The sequence below is a fragment of the Campylobacter sp. P091 genome, assembly GCF_002138935.1.
GTDB lineage: Bacteria > Campylobacterota > Campylobacteria > Campylobacterales > Campylobacteraceae > Campylobacter > Campylobacter devanensis.
This window is the reverse complement of sequence record NZ_MJKZ01000004.1, coordinates 92908-118642: the sequence shown is the minus strand read 5'-3', so window position 1 is coordinate 118642 and position 25735 is coordinate 92908. Positions and strand designations below refer to the sequence as shown.

Sequence of the window (25735 nt, the reverse complement as noted above, 5' to 3'; positions counted from 1 at the left end):
AAGTTATAATGAGACTGGGGGAGGTTCAAGCCCAAAATAAAATACTAAATATTGGCTATTTTGCCGATGGCATTTGGTCGCATAACGCATTTAAAATAATCGCAAATGATCCAAATATGCAGATTCGTTTTATATGCGTTAAGCGTGGCTCAGATGATAAAATTTTAGCTAAATTTGCTGCTGATTATGGTATAGAGCTTTTTAGAGATTGCGATATTAATTCGCCTAAATTTTTAGCTATGATTACTAAATTTAATTGCGATATATTTGTTTCAATGTCATTTGATCAAATTTTTAAGCCTCAAATTATAGATCTTACCCCACTTGGTGCAATTAACAAATATTTATCATTGCAAGTTTTTAATAAATGCAAAAAGAAGCGATTTATTAAACCAAACTCAACAACACAAAATGTGTGTTTGGTATGCTAAAGGAATATTTAATATGAAATTTCAAATTAACAATGATACAATGAAAATATTTAGCACAAACCAAAATAATGCAGACGACAAAAGAATAGATAAATATACTTGACCTAAGTTTTATTTTTGCGTTCTTTAATCATTGTGAATGCAAATTCATTTACAATGCTCATCTGTTAAAAACATTTTAAAAAAGACAAAATTTGGAATTTAAAAATGCTTTTTACCAAAAATTGCCTTAATATTAATACTTTGTGATAGCACATAATAAATAATCACAAAGCCTACAACATCTCTACGCCACTACCTTTGATAATCTGGCCAATTATATACCCATCACTATTAGCTAATACATAATCAACTTTATCATTTGGCACTACTAATACCATTCCTACACCACAATTAAACGTTCTATCCATCTCGCTTTGCTCTACACTTTTGGCAATAAGGTCAAAGATTTTTGGCGTTTTGATAGCGCTTCTTTGGATCTTTGCGCCAAGTCCATTTGGCAAGACTCTAGGGAGATTTTCGACTATACCGCCACCAGTTATATGAGCCATTGCGTTTATGCTATCTTTAAGGCGTAAAAACTCATCTACATAAATTCTAGTAGGCTCTAAAAGCGTCTCCAAAAGCGTCTTACCCTCAAATTCACTACCCAAATTCAACTTCTCTTTTTTGATCACCGCCCTTGCTAATGAAAAGCCATTTGAGTGAAGGCCTGAGCTTGGCAACGCTACTAAAATATCGCCTTCATTTACAAATTTAGTTCTATCTATCTCATCTTCTTCAGCCACACCCACAGCAAATCCCGCTAGATCAAAATCCCCCGAGCTATACATACTAGGCATTTCAGCCGTTTCGCCACCTATTAGAGCGCATTTGGCTATTACGCATCCTTTGGCGATACCGCTTACTACCTCTTTGGCTGAGTTGATATCTAATTTACCAGTTGCATAGTAATCCAAAAAAAACATCGGAGTAGCAAAATTGCATATTAAATCATTGACGCACATTGCAACTAGATCAATCCCCACACTATCTAATTTACCGCTATCTATTGCTAGGCGAAGTTTTGTTCCTACACCATCGGTTGCAGCTAAAAGAGTTGGTTTATTATATCCGCTTGGAAGTCTAAATGCTCCAGAAAATGATCCTATTCCACCTATTACATTTGGAGTTAGAGTCGATTTAACAAATGGTTTAATCCCCTCAACAAAGCTATTTCCAGCATCTATATCTACGCCTGCGTCTTTATAACTTATCATTTTTCACCTCTTTTAAATTTCGTGATTTTACACTATTTGAACTTATTTTTGGCTAATGCTAACGCTATCTAGCAAATAGGCAATATGCTGCCAGCTAAATCCACTTGCCTCGCTTAGCCCGATTTCACAGGTGCTAGAGTTGCTAAAACCGATATTGACTGCGCTATTTTGGTAAAATCTTTTGAATTTCTTTGTAGCGTGTATGTTTAATTGCGGAGTAAAAAACCCTTTATACCCAGCAAAACCGCAACATGCAGTATCGCTATGGACTATAACTTGCCCTTTAGTGCAAAGCTTAGCTAAACTCATCATAGTATTTTCAAGTCCAAGTTTTTTACTAGCACACATTGTGTATAGTCCTATTGAGTCATTTATTGGGACAATAGAAAGTCTTGTAGAGATAAATTTAAGTAAATACTCGCTCAAATCATAAATTTCAAATCTATCTTTAAGCGATTTTATCAGCTCATAAGAGCAAGCGCCGTGATCTATCACCACAGGATATTTACCCTCGTTTGTAGCCTCTCTTAAAATATCTATATTTTTAGCTCTATTTAGCTCTTTTGTATCTGGATAATTGGTAAAAACTTTCCCACAACACATATCGCTGATTTGCTGCGGATATATCACATTTATCTTAGCTTTTTTACACAAAGACTCAAATACCTCTTGGATAGGGCGTTTGTCATTTAGATTTTGATTTGGGGCAAAGGCTCTATTTAGACAGCTTGAAAAATATACCACACTTTCATTAAATCCATAATTTTTATCACGCAGTTTATAGCTATTTTTTCTTGGCAGATACTCTTTAAGAACCGGAGTTTTTATAGCTAAATTAGCTTTAAAAGAGAGTTTGCGAATTGAATTTGAGTTTAGTAAATTTGCAGCTGATAGGGCAAATTTGGCTCCATTTAGAGCTAAAGAGAAGTTTGCTTTAGCCAACTCAGCAGTTTTTTTGCTAAAATCACTAGCATTTACTTTGCGTTCGTTTAGGGCTAGGTTTGCTGTATTTATACCTACAGGACATAACTCTTCGCACATAGAACAGGCTGCGCAACTCTCATTTAAGAAGTATTTGGCTCCATCTTTTAGCTCTTTTAATAGCTTTTTACTAGCTTTATCACTTAAAGCCCCTAGTCTTTGCATCTCTCGCTTTAGGGCTATTCTTTGGCGTGGGCTTAGAGTTAGCTTATTAGATGGGCAGTTTTTCTCACAAAATCCACACTCCACACAATCATCAAATTCATTTCCTATAATGGCTGATTGCTTGATATTTTTCTTGTATATCTCTTTGTCATCTGTGATGATTACATCGGGATTTATTAGAGTGTGTGGGTCAAAAATCTCTTTGATTTTTCTATTTATGGCATAAGCTTTTGCTCCCCACTCTAGCTCTACAAATGGCGCTACCATCCTACCAGTGCCATGTTCGGCCTTGATACTTCCACCAAAATTTGAAACCATCAAAGACATATCTTCAACCAAATTCGCAAAACTCTCAAATTCGCTATTTTGGTTTAAATCAGGCGTGATTATAAAGTGTAAATTACCCGCTAATGCGTGGCCAAAAATTATAGCGCTATCTTCAAATCCATGCTTTTTAAATAGCTCTTGAAGACTTTTAATCCCTTCTCCAAGATCTTTTATCTCAAAGCATATATCTTCAGTGATTACGCTACTTCCAGGCCTTTTAGCCGTAGCAGCGATAGGAAATATCCCTTTTCTAATCTTCCACCAATTAGCAAATTCACTCTCATCAAAGCTAAATTTCATCTCTTGACTAGTTGGATAGTCTTTGATCGCATCTTTTATCTTTTGAATTTGCTCATTTAATCTATCTTGAGAGTTGTTTTGGCTCTGGATCAAGATACAGACTTCACCATCTTTAATATCAGGCAAAATCTCGCTCACACCTTTAAATTTAGAAGCGGCCTTAAGTGAGCCATAATCCATTATTTCAGCACTAGAAATCTCATTTTCAAATTTAGCCAAAATCTCCACAACCTTAGCCGCTTTTAAGATATCATCATAAAACAAAAGCGCACAAACTTTGAATTTCTCATCATCCACGCACTCTAATTCTACGCTACTTACAAAGCCTAAAGTCCCCTCACTACCGATAAATAGATGAGTGATAATATCAATTGGGTCGCTATAATCCAAAAGGGCATTAATGCTATAGCCAGTTGTATTTTTGATCTTATATTTTCGCCTTATAAGCTCACAAAGCTCAGTATCAGCTAGGATTTGAGAGCGTAAATTTAGAATTTGCTCTATTAAATCTTTATGGCTATTTCTAAAACTAGCCACACTTAAGCCGTCAGAGCTATCAAGGATAGTTCCATCACCTAAAATTACTCTAATGGATTTTAGCGTGTTATATGAGTTTTGCTTGACTCCGCAGCACATTCCGCTTGAATTGTTATTGACAATTCCGCCAATTTGTGCCGCAGCGATAGTAGCAGGATCGGGACCGATCTTTTTGCCTAGCGGTTTTAGGGCTTTATTGGCATTTTCGCCGATAACCCCACAACCTAAATTTATAGAGTTAGCATCTCTACTAACCTTCATATGATCCCAGCTAAAATCCAAACAAACTAGCACCGTATCGCACGAGCTTTGACCGCTTAGACTAGTCCCAGCACCCCTAAAACATAGTGGAGTGTTAAATTTACGAGATAGCTCAAAAGCCTTTATAATCTCTTTTTCGCTTTTTAGCATTAAAACTAGCTTTGGTATATATGAGTAGCAAGAGGCCTCCACACCATAGCAAAATCGGCGTAAATAATCTTTATAAACTCTACCATCAAAGAGCTTAAAAGCGGCCTTATAAAATCCTTCATAATCTTGCATAATAGATCCTTTTGTAGCTAAAATTTGGCTGATTTTAGCAAATTTGAACTTATTTTATGCTAATATAGCCAAACTTCATTTAAGGAAATAAAATGTCAAATTATCCAAAAGCAATTGGCCCATATAGCGTTTATAGAGTGGTTGGAAATTTAGTATATTGTAGTGGTCAAATCCCTCTAGATCCAGCTAGTGGAGAGGTAGTAGGAAGCGATATCAAAACTCAAACAACCCAAGCTTTGAAAAATGTAGGCGGGATCTTAGAAGAGCTAAATTTAAGCTATAAAAATATTGTTAAAACAGTTGTATTTTTAACTGATATATCTGAATTTGCTCAAATGAATGAAATTTATGCTGAGTTTTTCAGTGAGCCATATCCAGCTAGAAGTGCTGTAGCAGTAAAAGAATTGCCAAAGGGTGTAAAAGTAGAAGTAGAGGTCATAGCTTCCATTGAGTAAATTTAAAAATGCTATAGTAATTACTGGGGTTATTGGTAGTGGCAAAAGCACAGTTGTAAATCTACTTAGAGTTTATGGCTTTAGCGTGATTGATGCTGATGAGATTGCACATGAGCTTTTAGATGAGTGCTGGGAGAGAGTCGCTAATGAATTTGGCAATGAATTTATAAGTGATAAAAAGGTTGATAGAAAGCGCCTTGGTAAGCTAGTTTTTAGCGATGAGAATGCTAAAAAAAGGCTTGAGAATATGCTCCATCCACTTATTAGAAAACAAATTTTTGATAGTGCTAGCGAACTTGAAGAGAAAGAAAAACCATATTTAGTTGATCTACCTTTATATTTTGAGAGTGCGCCAGCTTATAATGAGTTTGAGAGTGTTTGTGTGGTTTATGCACTTGAGCCAATCTGTTTAGAACGCATAATGCTACGAGATGGGATTAGTTTAAATGAGGCTAAGGCTAGATTAAATTCGCAAATATCAATCGACGAGAAGCTCCGTCTAGCTAATTTCGTAATTGATAATAGTTCAGATATGAAACATCTAAATTTGCAAATTGATAAGTTCATATCGGCACTAAAAAGTAGATACAAAACCCTAAATATTTAGAGGAATATATGAAACTTAGTACCAAGATTAGCGTCTGTATACTAGTCAAAAACGCCCAAAATACCATTAAAGAGTGCTTAGAATCCTTAAAAAGCTTTGATGAGATTATCTTGCTTGATAATCAAAGTAGCGATGATACCTTAAAAATCGCTAATGAATTTAAGGCCAAATTTAATAATTTGAAAATTTATTCTAGTGAATTTATCGGTTTTGGGCCGCTTAAAAATTTAGCGATAAATTACGCTAATAATGATTGGATTTTTAGCATTGATAGCGATGAGATTTTGGAATCTCAAGCTCTTGATGAGATAGCAAATTTAGATCTAAATCCCCAAAATATCTACGCCCTACCTAGAAAAAATCTCTATAAAGGCGAGTGGATAAAGGCGTGTGGATGGTATCCAGACTATGTCCTAAGGCTATTTAATAAAACTCAAACCAAATTTAATTCTAATTTCGTCCATGAGAGCCTGGAAGCCAAAAATTTAAATATAATAAAACTTAAAAACGGATTAAGACATTACGCTTATGATGATATAAGCACACTTATAGAAAAGATGCAAAAATACTCCACCCTTTATGCGATACAAAATAGAGCCAAAAGGAGCAATATCAGCAAAGCCGTGCTACATAGCGTGTGGAAATTCATCCGTGATTACGCCTTTAAAAAGGGATTTTTGTATGGTTATAAGGGCTTTGTGATTAGCCTTTGTAATGCTCTTGGGGCGTTTTTTAAGTATGCCAAACTCTATGAGTTAAACCACCAAATGCCAAGCGTGAGCCTAATCATCACCACTTATAATAGTGAAAAATATTTAGAGCAGGTCTTAAAAAGTATTTTAAACTTAGATTATTTGCCAAATGAAGTCTTGGTCGCTGATGATGGAAGTGGCGTAGCTACAAGGAATTTGATTGAGAAATTTAAGGCGATTTTCCCTTGTGAGTTAAAGCATGTTTGGCAAGAAGATAAGGGCTTTCGCTTGAGCCAAATTCGCAATAAAGCTATAAATATCGCAACTAGCGAGTATATCATAATCATTGATGGCGATATGGTTTTAGATAGAAATTTTATTTTAGATCATCTTAAATTTGCCAAGCAAAAGCAGTTTTTACAAGGCTCAAGAGTGGTTTTGGATAAGAGTCAAACTGATTTATTGATAAATGGGGGAGGGTATGCGAGTGAGTTTAAAACTCTTAAATCCAAGCGAAATTCCATACTCTCAAAACTCATCTACAAAAACTCAGGCATAGAAGCAAATTTCTTTAAAAAGCGAGATTTTATCAAAGGAATTAGAGGTTGTAATATGAGCTTTTATAAAATTGATTGCGATGAGATCGGCGGATTTAATGAGAATTTCATTGGCTGGGGTAGGGAGGATTCTGAGTTTGTGGCGAGATTTTTGTTTAGTGGTGGAGAGCTTAGAAGGCTTAAATTTTCAGGGATTGCGTATCATCTTTATCACGCTGAAAACAGCAGAAAAATGCTAGAATCAAACCACCAAATTTACCTAAACACCATCAAAGAAAAGAGAGTCAAATGGCGATAAAAGTATTGCTAACAATAGGCGATATCACTATAAAAGGCGGTGCTGAAAGAGTTGTAACTAATCTAGCAAATGCTTATGCGGCCTCTGGGCTAGATGTGGAGATTTTAAGCTTTTATAAAGGCGGAATAAATGAAGCTTTTGAGCTTGATAGTAGAGTGAAATTAAGATATTTACACGATAAATCTTTTGACGATAAGCGTAAAAATTTCTTCTATAAAATCTTTTATAAATTTATTGAGAGCTATATCTTAAAGCGTGATTTTAAAGATAAGGATTTTGTGATTTTCAATAACTCACCGCATTTTCCGCTATTTAAAAATAAAAATACAAAACATCTAAAAATCATCCACATAAATTCAAAAGGACGCTACCTGGCTAGATATAACTATTTTGATTCTATAGTACTTATAGCCTCTAAAGAGATTGGCTTTTGGCAAAGCCATCATAAAAATATATTTTTAATCCCAAATTTCATCCCAAATATCCCAAATTTAAATACCAATTACTCTCAAAAAGTTGTGCTCTCAATGGGGCGCATAGAAAAAACCAATCAAAAGGGCTTTTTGCGCTTAATCGATATATGGAAATTAATCCAAGATAGTGGGGAATTTAATGATTGGAAGCTACACATTGTAGGCGATGGCGATCTAAAAGAGCAGATAAAAACCAAGATAGAAAATCTAAATTTATCTAACTCTATAATCTTAAAACCATTTACTAAAGATGTAGAGAGTGAGTATCTAAGTGCTAGCATATATGCTATGGCAAGCCACTTTGAAGGACTTCCTATGGTGCTTATAGAGGCTCAGTCTTATGCCTTGCCAACAATTGCCTTTGATATCGCCACAGGCCCAAGCGATATAATAGAAGATGAAAAAAGCGGATTTTTGATAGAAGATAATAATCTAGATGAATATGCTAATAAACTAAAAATATTAATGCAAGATGAGAATCTAAGAGCCAAAATGGGCGAAAAAAGCAAAGAGATAGTCAAAAATAAATTTAGCAAAGAGGTGGTAATGAAGCAGTGGATGAAGCTGTTTAAGGGATTAAAAAAATAACCTAGAGTTAGCAACTCTTCTACTAGTGATATATTATACTAAAAGTTGATTTATAATAATTAAGAAAACAAACTACACAAAAACTTGAATTTATAAAAATTTAAATCTCAAATTTAGTAAATTTTATTAGCATATTAGCTTTTTTAAGATAAAATACCAGCATTTGCATAACCAAAAAACAAGGAAAATAATGGACGAAAATAAGAAAAAAAGCCTTGATTTAGCCCTTAAACAGATTGATAAAGCCTTTGGTAAAGGTACTGTTCTTAGGCTTGGCGATAAGGAAATTGAGCCAATTGATGCTATTGGAACTGGATCAATCGGACTTGATATTGCACTTGGCATAGGTGGTATTCCTCGTGGTAGAATCATCGAAATTTACGGTCCTGAAAGTAGCGGTAAGACAACTCTGACTCTTCATCTAATTGCTGAATGTCAAAAAAATGGTGGAGTTTGTGCCTTTGTCGATGCAGAACACGCATTAGATGTTAAATATGCTAAAAATCTAGGCATAGATACTGATAATCTTTACATCTCTCAGCCAGATTTTGGTGAACAAGCGCTTGATATTGTTGAGACTCTAGCTAGAAGTGGTGCAGTAGATCTAATCATAGTAGATAGTGTCGCAGCTCTAACACCAAAAAGCGAAATAGAAGGCGATATGGGAGACCAGCATGTAGGACTTCAAGCAAGACTAATGAGTCAAGCCCTAAGAAAACTTACTGGTGTCGTCCATAAAATGGGAACCACAGTTGTCTTTATCAACCAAATTCGTATGAAAATCGGCGCTATGGGATATGGTACTCCAGAGACTACAACAGGTGGTAATGCACTTAAATTCTACGCTTCAGTCCGCTTAGATGTAAGAAAAGTCGCCACATTAAAACAAAGTGAAGAGCCAATTGGAAATAGAGTTAAGGTTAAAGTGGTTAAAAATAAGGTTGCTCCACCATTTAGAGTGACTGAATTTGATATAATGTTTGGCGAAGGAATTAGTAAAGAAGGTGAAATTATAGATTATGGTGTAAAACTTGATATAATCGATAAAAGCGGCGCCTGGTTTAGCTATGAAAGCACAAAACTAGGTCAAGGTAGAGAGAATGCAAAAGCGTTTTTAAAAGAGAATTTAAATATAGCTGATGAGATAACAGCTAAAATCCGTGAAAATATAGGTGATAGCATGATGAGTAGCGGTGATGATGAGAATGAAAGTGAGGAAGAGTAATGCCAGTAATTAAAGATGTAAGAGCAATTGAAGTTTTAGATAGTCGTGGAAATCCAACAATCAAAGCATTTGTAACGCTATGTGATGGTAGTACCGGTTCAGCAATCGTCCCAAGCGGTGCAAGCACAGGTAAAAGAGAGGCTTTAGAACTTAGAGATGGTGGTGATGCATTTGGTGGTAAAGGCGTTTTAAAAGCTATTAAAAATGTAAATTCAATGATAGCTGAAGAGTTATGTGGTAAAGATGCTTTAAATCAAAAAGCAATTGATGATGCGTTAATTGCCCTAGATGGTACTGAAAATTTTAGCAAAATCGGTGCTAACGCAGCTCTTGGTGTATCTATGGCAGTAGCTAGAGCAGCAGCAAATTCACGCAAACTTCCATTATATAGATATCTTGGTGGAGCAAATGCTACTATTTTACCAGTTCCGATGTTTAATATTATAAACGGTGGGGCGCATGCTAATAATAGCGTTGATTTTCAAGAGTTTATGATTATGCCATTTGGTTTTGATAAATTTAGCGATGCGCTTCGTGCTGCAGCTGAAATTTATCAAACACTTAAAAAACTACTAAATGATGCTGGACATAGTACTGCAGTAGGTGATGAGGGTGGATTTGCTCCAAATTTAAAAGATAATGAAGAACCACTTGAACTAATTATGCAAGCTATTATAAAAGCTGGATATAAACCAAACGAGCAGATTAAACTAGCTTTAGATGTTGCTGCTAGCGAACTTTATGATGGTAAGGTTTATAAACTTGAAGGCAAGGAATTTACAAGTGAACAAATGGTAGATAAATACGCCGCATTATGTGAAAAATATCCAATCTTCTCAATCGAAGATGGCCTAAGCGAAGATGACTGGGCTGGCTGGAAAATCCTAACTGATAAACTAGGTAGCAAGGTTCAATTAGTAGGCGATGATCTATTTGTAACAAATGAAAAAATCCTAAAAGAGGGAATTCAAAAAGGTATCGCAAACGCTGTATTAATCAAGCCAAATCAAATAGGCACAGTAAGCCAAACTATGCAAACAGTAAGACTAGCACAAAGAAATGGCTATCGCTGTATTATGAGTCATAGAAGTGGTGAAAGCGAAGATAGTTTTATTGCTGATTTTGCAGTAGCCTTAAATACTGGCGAAATTAAAACTGGCGCAACTAGTAGAAGCGAAAGAAATGCTAAATACAATCGCTTACTAGAAATCGAGTGCGAAACTAGCGAATATCTAGGCGATAAAATTTGAACCCTATCCTAGCTGAGCTAGAGAGTAAAAAATCTAGCTCCATCAGAAAAATTATCGCATATTCACTGCTAATATTTGTTACTATACTATTTGCAATATATGTAGGGAATGTATTCTTTGGGAGTCGCTCAGCTAGTGTTTTATATGATTTAAAAGAGCAAAAATCTGCCCTAAGTAACGAGGTAAAAAAATACCAAGAGTTAAATTCAGCTCTACAAAAAGAGTATTTCGAGCTAATCGGACTCGATCCAGATAGTTACAAGTGAGTAAAAAATGAAAAAGATTATTTTAATATCAAGCTGCGTTTTAGCACTCGTAGCTAGAGAAAATCCATTTACCCCAGATGATATTAATGTTACTACACTAGATTCAACTAATATTAGTGAAAACCCGCCAAAATTAAATAGAGTTGTAGCTAAATTTCCAAGCGATGCTAGAGAGATTGTCACAGCAACATTTAGTTATAAATCAGTAGATGGTAGCATAAAACAAAAAAGTATTGATATTAATGCTAGTTTTGATTGGCACGATGATATAATTATCTTATCTCAGCCACCAGTAAGTAGCGAGACTACTCCATCTTTAGATGTCTCAGTAACTACCACAAATGAACAGACTAAACAAGCAGTAGCCAAACAAGCTACACCAAAACCGCTTAGTGTCCTACCAAAAATAGAACCACCGCTAAAAAGTATAGCATTTATGGATTTTATCAAATTTGATATATTTGCTTCTAAAATTGAAATAATCACAAAAGATCAGATGTTTAGAGACTTTATCATTAATAAACCTGATAAAATAGTTATGGATTTTAAAAGAGGTAGCGAGTTTTCAACTCAAAGTATAAAGGTTCAAAAAGGCCCACTAAAAAAAGCTACAATCGGGGCTCATAAGGATTATTATAGAGTGGTTTTATCCCTAGATGGTAACTATCACTACGCTATCCGACAAAGCGGCAATGGATATACGCTAACACTTAGATAATCTAGCCCCTTTGGGGCATTTGAGTATGCGGTAAACTAAATTCAGATCTAATTTGAGATTTAAATTCTTTAATTATAACTTACTCAAAGGAGCAGTATGGGGATTATTAATATAGAAAAATTTCTAGCTAAATATCTAAAAGACGAAGAGATAGTAATTAAATCTTTAATATCAATCTTACAACATAGCAATGAAAACTACTACCTAATACCAAAAGCTAAATTTCAAAATGCCAATATAATTTACGAAATTGATATTTTACTTATTCACCCAATGCTTGGAATTTATATAATAGAGGTTAAAAACTGGAAATCTTTAGACAATATTGATAAGAATAATTCGCCATTTAATCAAGCTAGTAAATACAAAAATATAATTCTTTCTGTGCTTAATGAAAACTTTAATCATACACCAATTAATGTAGAGATGCGTGCGATTTTTCCAAATATCAGCAAAAGTGATGCTAAAGAAAATTTGAAATCTACAGCTAGTGAGTTAGCAGTTTCTAGGCTATTTTCTAAATCATGAAATACTTCTATTCATCATTTATTTTAACAATCTTAGGTCTAGTAGCAGCATATTTTTTAGGTGGATTTGTTGCTGTTTATATCTGTATTTTACTAATTATTCTTGAAGTTAGCTTAAGCTTTGATAATGCTGTGGTAAATGCTAGAATTTTACGTCATATGTCTCAAGTATGGCAAAGGCGATTTATCATCTATGGAATTCCTATTGCTGTCTTTGGAATGAGATTTTTATTTCCAATTCTTATTGTATCAATTGCTTCTGATATGGGGATGCTACAGACGCTAAATTTAGCACTAAATAATCCAGATGAGTATCATCACGCTCTACATAGTAATAAAAATCAAATTTATATCTTTGGTAGCGGATTTTTACTAATGGTATTTTTATCATTCTTTTTTGAAGAAAAAGAGACAAAATGGATTAGACTTTTAGAGGATAATCATTTAATTAAAACCCTTTCAAAATCTCAAAATATAACTCTTTTTATTGCTATTTTAGCTGGAATAATCCTAATTATGCTAACCCAAAATTCTACCTATGCCATCGCATATTTTAGTGCTATAGTGCTGCATTTAGGGCTAGGAATGTTTGATGAGATATTTAGTACAAGTGGAATTAAAAGCGGGATAATGGGTTTTTTATATCTTGAAGTTTTAGATGCTAGCTTTAGCTTTGATGGGGTTATTGGAGCTTTTGCAATGAGTCAAGATATTTTTATTATTATGATTGGGCTTGGTATTGGAGCTATGTTTGTAAGAAGTCTAACTATCTATATGGTTCGTAAAAAGATACTTGAGAGTTTTATCTATCTTGAACATGGCGCTCACTATGCGATTTTAGCTCTAGCAGTGATAATGTTTATTAAAATTTTTTACGAAGTTAGTGAGATTATAACTGGCACAGCTAGTATGCTATTTATCGCCTTAGCACTTATTCACTCAGTGTTGAAAAGGAGAAATATTGACTAAAATTTGCGGTGTTGATGAAGCTGGTAGAGGCGCTTTAGCTGGTGAGCTAGTTGTATGTGGATGTGCTTTTAATAGCGATTTAAGTAAGTTAAATTTAACCGATTCTAAAAAGCTAACCCCTAAAAAAAGAGAACAAATATATACAAGATTAATCCAACAATGTGAATTTGTAACCATATATTTTAACAATAAAATTATAGATGAAATCGGCCTTAGCAATTGTCTAAGACGAGCTTTAAGGGTGATTAAATTTCACTTTAGAGAACATCAAATCATCTATGATGGAAACTGTAATTATGGTATTGATGGGATTGAGACAATTATTAAAGCTGATGCTAAAATTCCACAAGTTAGCGCTGCTAGTATAATTGCTAAAGTTAGTAGAGATTTGCAAATGTGCCGTTTTGATAGCTTTTATCCATACTTTGGCTACTCAAAACATAAAGGCTATGGAGTTAAAGCTCATATAGAAGCACTACAAAAATATGGCCCAAATGAATTAACTAGACAAAGTTTTAAACCAAAAGCACTTGAGGCTTCGCTATTTGGGGATGAAATTTGAATATTTTAGAAAATTTATATCAAAACCCGCCAAAATCAAGAGAGTTTTTAGAGCGAAAAATACGCATAGAAGGCTCTAAAATTCTACTAAAAGGAGCCAATGGAAGTGGCAAAAGCTCATTAATTTTAAATCATTTAAGTAAATTTGATAATTTTTTATATATAGACTTAGATGATATAAGAAGTTTTGGTATAGAACTTAATAACTTAAATGAGTTTATCAAGGCCAAAAATATCAAAGCCTTAGCAATTGACAATCTAAAATCCAAAATAGAACTGCCTATTTGTGATAATATTATCATCTCTACTGATCTAAATTCTTTGCATATAGATGGATTAAATCAACTTGAAATACTCGGACTGGATTATGAAGAGTTTATACTATTTTATCGTAAAAATTATGAAGCTAGAACGCTTTTTAGCCACTTTTTGATTCGTGGGAATTTGGCTTTTAGTCCATTTTTAAGCGAATTTGAAACTACGGCATTTTTGCAAAAGCATATAAAAGCATCAAAAGGAGATCTAAATAGTAAGATATTAGCAAATATCGCAAATTTTATACATCAACCGTTAAATTCATTTAAGATTTACAAAACTCTAAAAACTCATATGAAACTTAGCAAAGACAAACTTTATAAAAATATAACCGATTTAGAAGATCAAAATCTTATAAAAACTATTTCAAATATCAACGATAATATCGCTTTAAAACGGGTATATTTTAGCAATTTTGCTCTAAAATCAGCTCTAAGTCTACACAAAGATCCCAAAGCAACAATAGCAAACATGGTATTTTGCGAACTTTTAAAGCTAAAAAAAGAGATAAAGTATAGCAATCAAATTGATTTTATCATTCCTGATATGAGTTATGGGATTTTGATTTTGCCATTTTTGCCATCTGAACTTGCAATATTAAAAGCTAAAAAACTAAGCAATCATTGTAATGATCTAGGTTTAAAAAAAGTAGATATAATCTCAAATTCACAAAGTCAAATAGCTAAATTTGAAAAAATCACATATAATGTAATGCCATTTTGGCAGTGGGCTGTAGGGCTTAATTAGTTTCACGCTTAATGTAATGTTTGATACTTTAGAAAAAGAAACAATAAAAATCACAGCAGAAAAAACAAAAATAGAAAATAAACTAAAAGACAAAATCAAAAAGAGCCATTTTATTTAGATATATCATTTGCAATATAATATAAACTAATTAACTATGTGAATAAATTTTAACTTCATTTAAAAAAAACTCATAAACTTGTTGTTGAAAATGTGCATCTATCTCATCACTATTAACCATCAAACGACGCAAATGCGCAAAATCAATCTTTTTGACATATCTTTTTATCATTTTTAATTCATAATCTATATCTTTTAGTAATATATCTAAATTCAATTTAGAGCCTTGAGTGGCCTTTTCTACATACTCTTTAACCGTTTGGACTAGGATGTGGATTCGCTTTTTATCATCACCATATATATCTTTTGCTATCTCTTCAACCTCTTGATAATCACTATCTAAAATACTATTTTTAGCAATTAACATAGCGGTAAAAATCTTGGCTCTAAACTCTAGTGATCGATAATGCGGAACAAAAAGCTCACGAAAAATAGATAAAAAATGTAATTTATAACTCATCATAATCCTATTTTAAGTAAAATATAGATATAATTTCATCCGCCTTTCCTTAGACCTGTGCAATGCTTTTAAAAAGCACCGCTTCAGGATGGGAACATAGCAGAGCACTTTTTATAGGTGTGTGCCGCAGTCATCTGGGGAGAGGTTTTCTATATCTAAATCTTTCATAAAATCTCTACAAATTTTATCAAAATCCACCCCTTCAATCTTTGGGCTTTTTTTGAATTTAGCTCTTATGTTTTGAAATCCTCTTACTAAATCCTTGCTTTTAACACCATAGCTTATAGAGAGTCCAGCCTCGACAAAAGCAGCTAATCTATCACAATATTTCAAAGCCTTGCCATCAATACTATTATACTCATCATCATTGACATTACTCATACTTCCGTGATATGGTTGTGGAGTTGTGCGACAAATTCTATTTTCAAATTCATCTTTTTTAAAGACTCCATCATCGCTTCTAACACCCAAAATATAGCTAAATTCATCTCTAAAACTTTGTGGGATATATGGCAAAATTTTATCTTCGATTAATCTCATCTCATAATCGCTAATTATCTCATTTAACCCATCAATACCATATTTAACAGGGCTTATAATATCACGAGTTAGGCTCTCAGGCAGATCATGAAATAAAGCACAATAAAAGTTATTTTCTAATCGTTTTGAATTTGCTCCAACTTTGATTGAATAAAAATAGCCAAATATCGCTACAACTAGCATATGACCTAAAACTGCTGTTTCTGGAATGCGGTTCGTCTGCGCCCAACGCTTTTGAAATCTTAATCTTCCACTTAGATCGACTATGCGAGCTAATTTTTGGTTCATAGCGATCTTTCTAACGCCGATTAATTCATAATAATCTTCTAGCTCTTCATCTACTTTTTGCTTTAATTCATCGATATCATTTAAAAATTTACTAGTTTGATATACAATGCTAAATTCCCACTTAGTAGCTAGATAACTAGCGGCTTTTAAAATCAATCTCTCTTTTTTGTGGCCTTTATCTTCTAAATAACTCTTAAATCTATCTAAAAATTTACCATCTTCGATATCTTCTATTAATGGTTCTAAATTTGTCAAAACCCAGTTATTTATCTCACTAGCTTTGGTTTTTTGGATATGGTGAAAGACATCTGGGCGAATATCAGTTACCACAACTCTACTTAAAAACTCAAAAACCCCACCTTCTATTATATAACGCATATCTACATCATTTTCAAGCTTTGCGATGAAATATGCTATTATAAATTTATGAGCTTGTTTATCTAGCTCTGATAGCTCAACCATCTTAGGATAGTCATTCCACCTTGATATATTGGCTGCTTTGAAAATATGTTCAATAAGTTTTGGATTTATCATTAGTTAAATTTCCTAGTATTTTCAAATACTATAGAGCTTGTATCGTATTTTTGCTCTTTTATCATATTGCTATCAACTTCTATAATCGTATGGACATTGCCCCTTGGATTAAAATCACCAACAACTCTTAGATATTTTGGTTTTAGCTTATTATCTAGAGTATCGTAAATTTCATTTATACTAGATTCATGACTTATATGGCGATTTAAAAAGCTATTAATATATAATTTTAGAGCCTTTAACTCTACTACAAATTTATCAGGGACATAGGTTAGATAAATTGTAGCAAAATCGGGATAGCCACTCCTTGGACAAAAGCAAGCAAACTCTGGTAGAGTGATTTTGATCGCATAATCTTTATTAGCACTATTTGGCCATATCTCAAAATCTTTATCTATATCAAATTCAGCTATAATCTTTTCACCATATTTTAAATTTTCCATATCTATCCTTAAACATCTAAGTGCTTAACATCTTTAGCGTGAGCTTGGATATACTCTCTTCTTGGCTCAACCTCATCACCCATAAATAGCTCAAATACATCACTAGCGCTTTGCATATCTTTGACATCTATCTTTAACAAACGGCGATTTTCTGGATTCATGGTAGTTTCCCATAATTGATCTGGATTCATCTCACCTAGACCTTTATAACGCTGGATATAAGCACCTTTTTTAGCATTTTTTTCTATATTTTCTAATACTTCCAATGGATCGCCATTAAGGTCAATATCACGCTCTCTCATCTTAGAATATATATGGACAGCCTCAATATATAAAGGATTAACAAATAAAGTATCATTGATAATCAACTCTTCAAGGCCATTTGGAGTTTGGACATAAATTCTAATCTCATCTTCATTGACATATGAATTTAAGATATTATAATTTTGAGTTTCAAGCTCTGTTTTTATAATCTCAAATAACTCTTTAAAATCTTTGCCGATGATATCTGGATTTTCTATCATATATCTAATTGCACTTAATAGATTAAAACGCTTTTTAAGCTCATTTAAAACACTTCTATAAGCGCTAATTAACTTTAAATAATCGATCAAATCATTATTGCCGATACCTTCAAAATCTTCATTTTCAATTCCTGTTTCTATTAAGAATTCATTTAAGGCTTTTTCATCTTTTAGATAAATTTCTTTTTTGCCTTTTTTGTATCTATAAAGTGGCGGCTGGGCTAAATAGACATTTCCATTTTCTATAATTGGCGTAAGAAATCTAAAGAAAAATGTAAGAAGTAGAGTCTGGATATGGCTTCCATCGACATCAGCATCTGTCATAATAATGATTTTATGATATCTTAATTTACTAGCATCAAACTCATCCCCAATACCACAACCAAATGCGGTTATCATATTTTTTATCTCTTCGGATTTTAAAATTTTATCAAGTCTGCTCTTTTCTACATTTAAAATTTTACCACGAAGCGGTAAAATAGCTTGAAATACTCTATCTCTGCCTTGCTTTGCTGAACCACCAGCAGAATCACCCTCAACAAGATAAATTTCACTCTCGCTTGGGTCTTTGCTTTGGCAATCGGCTAATTTACCAGGCAGTGTCCCAACGCTATTTAAATTATCTTTTTTGCGTGTTAAATCTCTAGCTTTTTTGGCTGCTTCTCTACCACGAGCTGCTAAAAGAGCTTTATTCATGATAGCTTTTGCTTCGTTTGGATTTTCTTCAAAATATTTACAAAGCACTTCAAAAGTTATCTTTTGGACTATTGGTTTGACATAGCTTGAGCCGAGTTTGCCTTTGGTTTGGCCCTCAAATTGTGGTTCTGGGACTTTGACACTTACAACAGCTATAAGTCCCTCTCTTATATCATCTCCAGTGATTTTGGTATCTTTTTCACGAGCATTAGCGTTTGCTGTTATATAATTTGTAATAGCTCTAGTAAGCCCTGCTCTAAATCCAGCTTCGTGAGTCCCACCATCAGGGGTTTTGATATTATTTACAAAGCTTAGTAAATTCTCACTATATGTCTCATTATAAAGTAGAGCAAAATCGACTATAACATCTTCTTCGCCACCGCTAAAGCTCACAGCTTTGCTTACTGGGTTGCTTTTATTCATATCAGTTACAAAGCTCTCAAGCCCACCTTCAAAGTGATAACTCTCTTTAAATCCATCTCTTTGGTCTTTGAAATTTATAGTGATTTTAGGATTTAAATAGGCTAACTCTTTAAATCTTTTAGTTAAAATTTCTCTATCAAATTTAGTTATTTCAAAGATAGTATCATCAGGCCAAAACTCTATGCTAGTTCCAGTTTTATTAGTAGTTTTGATAACTTCTAAATCACTTTGTGGTATGCCTTCGGCAAATTCTTGGCGATGAAGTTTTCCATCTCTTTTTATATTCAAAACCAATTTTTTAGATAATGCATTAACAACAGAAACACCAACCCCATGAAGTCCGCCTGATACTTTATATGTATCTTTATCGAATTTACCACCCGCATGAAGCACTGTTAAAACCACAGTCGCAGCTGAAATATTCTCAGTTGGATGGATATCTACTGGAATTCCTCTACCATTATCTGTAATTATGGCTGAACCTTCATTTGTAAGCTCAATATCGATAGTATCGCAATATCCTGCCATTGACTCATCTATGGAGTTATCTACTACTTCATAGATCATATGGTGAAGGCCATTTATATTTGTATCACCTATATACATTCCAGGGCGTGTTCTTACAGCTTCAAGACCTTTTAAAACCTTGATACTTCCAGCGGCGTATTTTTTTTGTTCTAAATTTTCCATTTTAATCCTTAAATATTTATAGGCATTATAACTGTTTTTAACTCTTCAGAGCTAAGCACAAATGGAAGTCCTACATCATTATATGATAAGGTAAATTCACTATCTTCAATGCTTGATAAGAAATCAAGAATAAATCTATTTTTCACACCTAATATAATGTTGTCTTCTATATCAAAATTTTGCTCAATTACTGTTTTTGCTTCGCTATTATCGTTATTTATACTCTCAAATGTTATGTTTTCTTTATTTATTGTGATTTTTATAATTTCAGATAGCATTGAGATTGTTTTGATACCTTCTATCATCTTTTCACGATTTAAATTTATATTGATTTTACTCTCTTTTGGGATTACTCTTTCATAGTCTGGATAGCGACCATTTATCAGTTTTGTAAAGAATTCAAAATTTTGGCTAATTGCTATAAATATATTTTCATCATAGTAAATTTCTATATTTTCATAGAATATTTTTTGGATTTCTACTATAGCTTTTTTAGGGATTATTATGCTAAATGGTTCGCTTTGTGAGTCTATATTAAGGGTATAAACGCTAAGTCTTTTGGTGTCAGTACCAACTAAATTTATATTATTGTTTTTTATATCGATTAAAGCACCTGTTAATTCTATTTTTGAATTTGTATTTTCTATTGAATTTGTGATTTTTTTAAGGCTTTTGCTTAGGTTAGCTGCGTTTATATTAAATCTTTTTTTATTTTCTATTGTTGGGAAATCTGGGAAATCATCGGCTTTTTGCATAGGTAGGCGATATTTTGAGTTATTTTGTTTTATATATAGGTGGTTTTGGATTGTTTCTAAGATAACTTCACCATCTTTAAGGCTTTTTATGATATCAAGAAGTTTTTTACCATTTGCAGTGGCTATTCCATCTTCAATTATATTTACATTTGAGGCTTTATAACTTAGACCAATTTCATTATCTGTAGCTTTAATTGTTAGAATTGAATCTTTTGCATTTATGAATATGTGAGATGTTATTGAACTAAGATCTTTTTTATCAAGATAAGGGTTTGTATTTATGATAATTGATTCTAAAATATTCTTTTTGATTAAAACTTTCATTTTTTGCCTTTATTTTTTAAATTTATTTTTTCTTTTTAGTTGGTTTGTTGATTTTGTGAATAACTACACAAAACACCGCAAAATCGGGTAAATTTTATTGAAAAACTTTTAAGGGAATTTTCACACATATTCACTATTCCTTTGATAATATTTTATTTTTTAACTCTTCTAATTTAGCTTTAAAATAGCTATCGTTTTCCATTAGATTATTAATTTTTTTAATATTGTGACTAACTGCGCTATGATCTTTTAATCCAAAGTGTGATGCAAGCTGAGGCATAGAGTTTGGAGTGAGAGTTTTGGCTAGATATATACAAATTCTACGAGCTTCTACGATATTTTTAGTACGATTTTTACTTTTTATGTCACTTGGTTTAATATTCATTTCATGTGCTACATCTTTTATTATATTTTCTAGACTTATAGCTTCTTTTTTCTCTTTTATCTGATCTTTTATCACATTTTTGGCAAATTCAAGTGTGATATCTTGACGCATAATATTTGCAAAAGCGTTAATATTTATAATTGCGCTTTCGATTTCTCTAATATTATCACCCATATTTGAAGCGATATACTCTATTATATCATCACTTAGTTCTATTTTATCAAATTCACATTTTGTTTTAATAATTCTGATTTTAGTATCAAGTTCAGGCGGCGTAATATCAGCCATTAATCCCCATTCAAATCGACTTTTTAGACGCTCTTCAAAATCTTTTAACATTTTTGGAGGTTTGTCTGAGGTCATTACTATTTGACCTTTTTTAGCGTGAATTTCATTAAAGGTGTGAAAAAATTCTTCTTGTGTTTTTTCTGATTTGTGAAAAAACTGCACATCATCAATTAGTAAAACATCACAATTACGATATTTTTCTTTAAATTTATTCATAGTTCGGTTTTCTAGATTTCGTATAAAATCACTAGTGAATTGCTCACTTGTAATACAAATAACCGTTTTGCCATGTTCTAAGCACTCATTACCAATTGATTGTAAAAGATGGGTTTTACCAAGGCCGGTTGAACCATAGATAAATAGCGGATTATATGCTTTTCCTGGATTGCTTGCAACTTGTTTTGAACTAATAAATGCAAATTGATTGGAATCACCAACAACGAAGTTATCAAATGTATAGCTAGGATTTAATAGTGAACTTTGACTTCTAATTTCTTTTACATTTACATCTTTTGATTTTATACTTAAATTTGCCTTTTGGGTTGTGATTAAAACCTCAGGCTTTATACCTGTGTGAACTTCGTAGATATTAGCTAGTTTGTTAGCATATTTTGTTTGGATAAATCTAGCTATAAGCTCATTAGGAGCGATAAAAATAACTCTTTGAGAATTTGAACCCTTTTCGCTAAATTTAATCCGTAAAATGTAATTATCCATCTCGCTTTTGGAGATCTCTTGACCCAAAATTTCAAGCGCTTTTGTGCCTAGCAATATTTTCCCTTTAAATTTATTGGCTAATATTTTACTAAAAATTTAATTAAAAATGACTTATTATGATATTATTATAAATTAAATTCACTAAAGATGTGAATAATGTGAATAACTTAAAAGGATATATGTGAAAATCTTAGGAATAGACCCTGGTACTCGCAATTGCGGCTATGCGATAATTCAGAAATTTGGCAATAGAAAATCACTGGTTGAGGCTGGACTTATTAAAATAAAACAAGACGATTTACAATTTCAAATTACTCAGCTTTGTGAAGGTTTAGATCTAATATTTAAAGCACATAAAATTGATGCAGTAGCAATCGAAGATATATTTTTTGCTTATAATCCAAAAACAGTTTTAAAGCTTGCACAATTTCGTGGAGCTTTAATGCTTAAAATTTTGCAAATTCATGGTGAATTTAGTGAATATACTCCGCTTCAAATCAAAAAAGCTGTAACAGGCAAAGGAAAAGCGACAAAAGAACAGGTTTCATTTATGGTAAAAAAGATGCTAGGAATAACTAAAGAGATAAAGCCACTTGATATTACAGATGCAATAGCAATAGCTTTAACTCATAGTTTTAATATAAAATCTTAGTAATTATAGCGTTTTATATCGGCTTGAAGTTGATCAATAGCTTTACTTTTAGTTATAAGTTTATACCCAGCCCAAATAAGCAAAAATAGCCACAATCCAATATAGCTAGTAAGAAGTGTGACAAAATCTCTACTTTATATTAAGGCTTCATAATTTTGCCCAATTATTACAATTATACACATTATAAGTGCTAAAATTGGCTCAAGTTTGAGCAAATTTGGATCTGTAAAAGGTAAAAGCGTACCAATGATAAAAATAACAAATATATAAAATAGCAAAATTCTCAAAAATATTGCATTTATAGCTTTTGGAATACTCCTGTTTGGATCTTTAGCCTCTCCAGCAGTAACTGTAATATCCCAGTTAAACCAGTAATTCCATCCAATAGCAAATCCAAAAGATGAACTAATAAATCTACTTCCATACTCATGAAAACTTCCAGCTACAGGCATATATGTAGCTAATTTTCCTAGACTTTGCATTAATAAATAGATCATAAAGCCTATTAACGCATAAGCTAAAAGCGCTCCACCAGATCCAGCTGTAGCAAAATAGTATTGCCACTAGTAACAAAAAGTCCTGTTCCAATAGCACCGCCAATTACAATCATATTTAAATGGCGTGAGTGCATTGCTCGTTTTAATGTATTTTGATTTGATAAGATAATTCTTATTAAATAGAATTAAAAAGATTCATAGCTAGAATAGATCTTAGCTATGAATTAAATTTATTGACACCCTTCGCACTCTATGCTACGATCAACTGGTTTATTATCCAAGTGGCTTGAGTCTGGGCTTTCGCTTCTTAGATAGTATGTAGATTTCACACCTAAGCTCCAAGCAAGTATATATATATCGCTAAGATATTTTCCACTAGCTTTATCTAAACTCATAAATATATTTAGACTTTGACCTTGATCTATCCATTTTTGGCGGATTGCTCCTGCTTTGATAAGGACTCTTTGGTCTAGCTCATAAGCTGGAGTGTAGTATTGCCAAGTTTCAGGGCTCAAATTTGGGACTACGCAAGGGGTCATACCGCTTAGATTTTGCTCAAACCATTTTCGTTTATATACTGGCTCGATTGTTTGAGTTGTCCCTACTAATATGCTTATACTAGAAGTTGGTGCTATGGCCATTAAATAGCCATTTCTTATACCATCTTTTTTGACTTTTTCTCTTAATTTAGCCCAATCGCAACTACCTTCATCAAATAGACTTCCGCCACGATTGACAAGGGCTTTGGCGTTTGGATTTGCTAGGTCTATTGGGAAGATTCCCTTACTCCAGTTTGAGCCAGGAAAATCTGGATAAACGCCCTTTTCTACGGCTAAATTTGATGAAGCATAAATGGCATTGTAGCTGATATTTTCCATTATTTCATCTATTTTTTCAAGGTGTTCGTAGCTACCCCATTTTATCTGCTTTGTAGCTAGCATTTCAGCCTCTCCCATCACACCTAAGCCTATTGAGCGACTAGCTAAATTTGTGTGTTTAACCTTAGCGTGTGGGTAGAAATTTAGATCTATAACATTATCTAGCATTCTAATGGCTATTGGCGTAACTCTTGCTATATCTTCAGGGGTGTTGATTTTGCTTAAATTTATACTTGCTAGGTTACAAACGGCGGTTTTGCCCTCTTTTAAGCCTTTTTCTACTATAAATACATCTTTGTTATTTAATCTATCTAAAGCGGTAATTTTTTTAGCCTTTTTAGTGTATCCGCCATCAACTGTTACTTCTAGATTTTCATCAAATAGATCATAGCTACCATCTGTGTAAATTACCTTAGTTTGATAATAGTTTGGCTCAGTATTTTGGAAGATTTCAGTGCATAAATTTGAACTTCTAATTATGCCTTTGTGTGAATTTGGATTTAGCTTATTTGCGCTATCTTTAAAGCATAAAAACGGCATACCACTCTCAAAATAGCTTGTAAGAATTTTCTTCCATAACTCTTTGGCTTGGATTACGCTTTTAGCGATATCTTGGTTATTTTCATACTCTAGATATCTTTTTTCAAATTTATCGCCATATAGATCACAAAGATCAGGCGTATCAGCTGGATCAAATAGAGTCCATCTCTCATTATTCTCCACTCTTTTCATAAAAAGATCATTTATCCACAAAGCCGGAAATAATTCATGAGCTCTGCGACGCTCTTCGCCAGAGTTTTTACGAAGATCCAAAAAGTCGCTTACATCCATATGCCAAGGCTCGATATAAACTGCTATTGCGCCTTTTCTAGTGCCTAGCTGATCGACTGCAACTGCGATATCGTTTGTAACTTTTAAAAATGGTATTATCCCACCAGCTGCGTTTTTATGCCCATCAATGCTACCGCCCATAGCACGCACTTTACACCAATCCCAGCCGATACCACCACCAAATTTAGAGAGCAAAGCCATCTCTTTATAACTATCAAAAATTCCTTCGATATTATCAGGAGTACTCCCAACATAGCAGCTTGATAGTTGGTGCCTTGTGGTTCTAGCATTTGAGAGAGTTGGAGTTGCTAGCATTACTTCAAATTTGCTTATGATATCGTAAAATTTTTTTGCCCAACCTTGAGAATCTAGCTCATTTTGAGCCAAAAACATAGCGATCGCCATAAACATCTGCTGAGGTAGCTCTATAGGTTTTCCATTTTTGTCTTTTATAAGATATCTATCATATAGAGTTTTAATCCCAAGATATGTAAATTGCATATCTCGCTCTGGTTTTATATAGTTGTTTAGATCATCAAGATCATATTTTTCTTTTAAACCAAGCAAGATTCTACCCTCTTTTTCACCTTTGATTAGATAATCTTCAAGGCTATTATATCCGCTAAATCCAGTTGCTTTGTGATACAAATCATACAAAAATAGCCTAGCTGCGACAAAGGTCCAATTAGGGCGATCTATATCTATCTTATCAACTGCGGTTTTGATGAGAGTTTGCTGGATCTCTTCAGTTGTGATATTATCACGAAATTGAATTTTCGCATCAACTTCAAGCTCGCTTAAACTGACATTATCTAGTCCGGCTACTGCTTCGCTTGTGTATTTTTTGATTTTAGATATATCTAACTCTTCAGTTCTGCCATTTCTTTTTATAACTTTCATAT

23 protein-coding genes, 1 other RNA gene and 1 pseudogene are annotated in these 25735 nt (G+C 33.1%); 15 read left to right on the top strand and 10 right to left on the bottom strand.

Annotation, left to right across the window (positions count from 1 at the left end):
• Positions 1-8 precede the first annotated feature (8 nt).
• Entirely contained in the window at positions 9-431 is a 423-nt protein-coding gene (locus CIGNP91_RS05465; RefSeq protein WP_086253603.1) for a hypothetical protein, read from the top strand.
• Positions 432-706: 275 nt separating this feature from the next.
• On the opposite strand, the gene purM is transcribed toward CIGNP91_RS05465, so the two are convergent.
• Positions 707-1690 carry a phosphoribosylformylglycinamidine cyclo-ligase gene (gene purM / locus CIGNP91_RS05460; protein ID WP_086253602.1) on the bottom strand — a complete coding sequence of 328 codons (984 nt, stop codon included), beginning with the start codon at positions 1688-1690 and terminating at the stop codon, positions 707-709.
• Positions 1691-1732: 42 nt separating this feature from the next.
• On the bottom strand, positions 1733-4543 hold the full coding sequence (locus CIGNP91_RS05455; RefSeq protein WP_086253601.1) for an FAD-binding and (Fe-S)-binding domain-containing protein: 2811 nt from the start codon (positions 4541-4543) through the stop codon (positions 1733-1735).
• 92 nt (positions 4544-4635) lie between these two features.
• Between CIGNP91_RS05455 and CIGNP91_RS05450 the strand changes: the two genes are divergently transcribed.
• From CIGNP91_RS05450 to CIGNP91_RS05395, 12 genes are all read left to right on the top strand, one after another.
• Positions 4636-4998, top strand: a complete 363-nt coding sequence (locus tag CIGNP91_RS05450) for a RidA family protein (protein ID WP_086253600.1) — start codon at positions 4636-4638, stop codon at positions 4996-4998.
• Positions 4991-5605 (top strand): dephospho-CoA kinase, encoded by a 615-nt coding sequence (gene coaE, locus CIGNP91_RS05445; protein ID WP_086225230.1) that lies wholly within the window; start codon positions 4991-4993, stop codon positions 5603-5605. Before CIGNP91_RS05450 ends, coaE begins: the two co-directional genes overlap by 8 nt.
• 8 nt (positions 5606-5613) lie before the next feature.
• Positions 5614-7152 (top strand): glycosyltransferase family 2 protein, encoded by a 1539-nt coding sequence (locus CIGNP91_RS05440; protein WP_086253599.1) that lies wholly within the window; start codon positions 5614-5616, stop codon positions 7150-7152.
• On the top strand, positions 7149-8213 hold the full coding sequence (locus CIGNP91_RS05435) for a glycosyltransferase family 4 protein (RefSeq protein ID WP_086253636.1): 1065 nt from the start codon (positions 7149-7151) through the stop codon (positions 8211-8213). The genes CIGNP91_RS05440 and CIGNP91_RS05435 overlap by 4 nt, the downstream gene beginning before the upstream one ends.
• Before the next feature lie 190 nt (positions 8214-8403).
• Positions 8404-9438: a recombinase RecA gene (recA, locus tag CIGNP91_RS05430; RefSeq protein ID WP_086225985.1), complete on the top strand. Its 1035-nt coding sequence runs from the start codon at positions 8404-8406 to the stop codon at positions 9436-9438.
• Positions 9438-10688 carry a phosphopyruvate hydratase gene (eno, locus tag CIGNP91_RS05425; RefSeq protein ID WP_086235503.1) on the top strand — a complete coding sequence of 417 codons (1251 nt, stop codon included), beginning with the start codon at positions 9438-9440 and terminating at the stop codon, positions 10686-10688. The genes recA and eno overlap by 1 nt, the downstream gene beginning before the upstream one ends.
• Entirely contained in the window at positions 10685-10954 is a 270-nt protein-coding gene (locus CIGNP91_RS05420) for a hypothetical protein (RefSeq protein ID WP_086243300.1), read from the top strand. The genes eno and CIGNP91_RS05420 overlap by 4 nt, the downstream gene beginning before the upstream one ends.
• A 7-nt stretch (positions 10955-10961) precedes the next feature.
• On the top strand, positions 10962-11672 hold the full coding sequence (locus CIGNP91_RS05415) for an AMIN domain-containing protein (RefSeq protein ID WP_086225235.1): 711 nt from the start codon (positions 10962-10964) through the stop codon (positions 11670-11672).
• Positions 11673-11768: 96 nt separating this feature from the next.
• Positions 11769-12200, top strand: a complete 432-nt coding sequence (locus CIGNP91_RS05410) for a nuclease-related domain-containing protein (RefSeq protein ID WP_086253598.1) — start codon at positions 11769-11771, stop codon at positions 12198-12200.
• Positions 12197-13168, top strand: coding sequence for a DUF475 domain-containing protein (locus CIGNP91_RS05405; protein ID WP_086253597.1), 972 nt, complete (start codon positions 12197-12199; stop codon positions 13166-13168). The genes CIGNP91_RS05410 and CIGNP91_RS05405 overlap by 4 nt, the downstream gene beginning before the upstream one ends.
• A complete protein-coding gene (locus CIGNP91_RS05400) occupies positions 13161-13730 on the top strand; it encodes a ribonuclease HII (RefSeq protein ID WP_086253596.1) in 570 nt (189 codons plus the stop codon). The genes CIGNP91_RS05405 and CIGNP91_RS05400 overlap by 8 nt, the downstream gene beginning before the upstream one ends.
• On the top strand, positions 13727-14791 hold the full coding sequence (locus CIGNP91_RS05395) for an ATP-binding protein (RefSeq protein ID WP_086253595.1): 1065 nt from the start codon (positions 13727-13729) through the stop codon (positions 14789-14791). The genes CIGNP91_RS05400 and CIGNP91_RS05395 overlap by 4 nt, the downstream gene beginning before the upstream one ends.
• Before the next feature lie 148 nt (positions 14792-14939).
• On the opposite strand, the gene CIGNP91_RS05390 is transcribed toward CIGNP91_RS05395, so the two are convergent.
• On the bottom strand, positions 14940-15368 hold the full coding sequence (locus tag CIGNP91_RS05390) for a hypothetical protein (protein WP_086225240.1): 429 nt from the start codon (positions 15366-15368) through the stop codon (positions 14940-14942).
• 46 nt (positions 15369-15414) lie between these two features.
• Here CIGNP91_RS05390 and ffs point away from each other — a divergent pair.
• An RNA gene (gene ffs, locus CIGNP91_RS05385) (signal recognition particle sRNA small type) lies at positions 15415-15512 on the top strand.
• Between the two features lie 18 nt (positions 15513-15530).
• Here the strand turns inward: ffs and CIGNP91_RS05380 are convergent.
• The 5 genes and pseudogenes from CIGNP91_RS05380 to dnaA all read right to left on the bottom strand — a co-directional run.
• Positions 15531-16730: pseudogene (locus CIGNP91_RS05380) on the bottom strand (HD domain-containing protein); the annotation flags it as partial.
• A complete protein-coding gene (queF, locus tag CIGNP91_RS05375; RefSeq protein ID WP_086225241.1) occupies positions 16730-17173 on the bottom strand; it encodes a preQ(1) synthase in 444 nt (147 codons plus the stop codon). The pseudogene CIGNP91_RS05380 and the gene queF, both read right to left, overlap by 1 nt.
• Positions 17174-17181: 8 nt before the next feature.
• On the bottom strand, positions 17182-19506 hold the full coding sequence (gyrB, locus tag CIGNP91_RS05370; RefSeq protein WP_086253594.1) for a DNA topoisomerase (ATP-hydrolyzing) subunit B: 2325 nt from the start codon (positions 19504-19506) through the stop codon (positions 17182-17184).
• Between the two features lie 8 nt (positions 19507-19514).
• Complete coding sequence (dnaN, locus tag CIGNP91_RS05365) at positions 19515-20585, bottom strand: DNA polymerase III subunit beta (protein ID WP_086232619.1); 1071 nt, start codon at positions 20583-20585, stop codon at positions 19515-19517.
• A 133-nt stretch (positions 20586-20718) separates the two neighbouring features.
• A complete protein-coding gene (gene dnaA, locus CIGNP91_RS05360; protein ID WP_086253593.1) occupies positions 20719-22029 on the bottom strand; it encodes a chromosomal replication initiator protein DnaA in 1311 nt (436 codons plus the stop codon).
• A 121-nt stretch (positions 22030-22150) separates the two neighbouring features.
• Here dnaA and ruvC point away from each other — a divergent pair, with 121 nt between their 5' ends.
• Positions 22151-22627 (top strand): crossover junction endodeoxyribonuclease RuvC, encoded by a 477-nt coding sequence (ruvC, locus tag CIGNP91_RS05355; RefSeq protein ID WP_086225245.1) that lies wholly within the window; start codon positions 22151-22153, stop codon positions 22625-22627.
• Between the two features lie 134 nt (positions 22628-22761).
• Here ruvC and CIGNP91_RS08830 read toward each other — a convergent pair whose 3' ends face one another.
• Together CIGNP91_RS08830 and CIGNP91_RS05345 are read right to left on the bottom strand one after the other, a co-directional pair.
• Positions 22762-23124 carry a hypothetical protein gene (locus tag CIGNP91_RS08830; RefSeq protein ID WP_272889779.1) on the bottom strand — a complete coding sequence of 121 codons (363 nt, stop codon included), beginning with the start codon at positions 23122-23124 and terminating at the stop codon, positions 22762-22764.
• 230 nt (positions 23125-23354) lie between these two features.
• Positions 23355-25733: a ribonucleoside-diphosphate reductase subunit alpha gene (locus CIGNP91_RS05345; protein WP_086253635.1), complete on the bottom strand. Its 2379-nt coding sequence runs from the start codon at positions 25731-25733 to the stop codon at positions 23355-23357.
• Positions 25734-25735 lie beyond the last annotated feature (2 nt).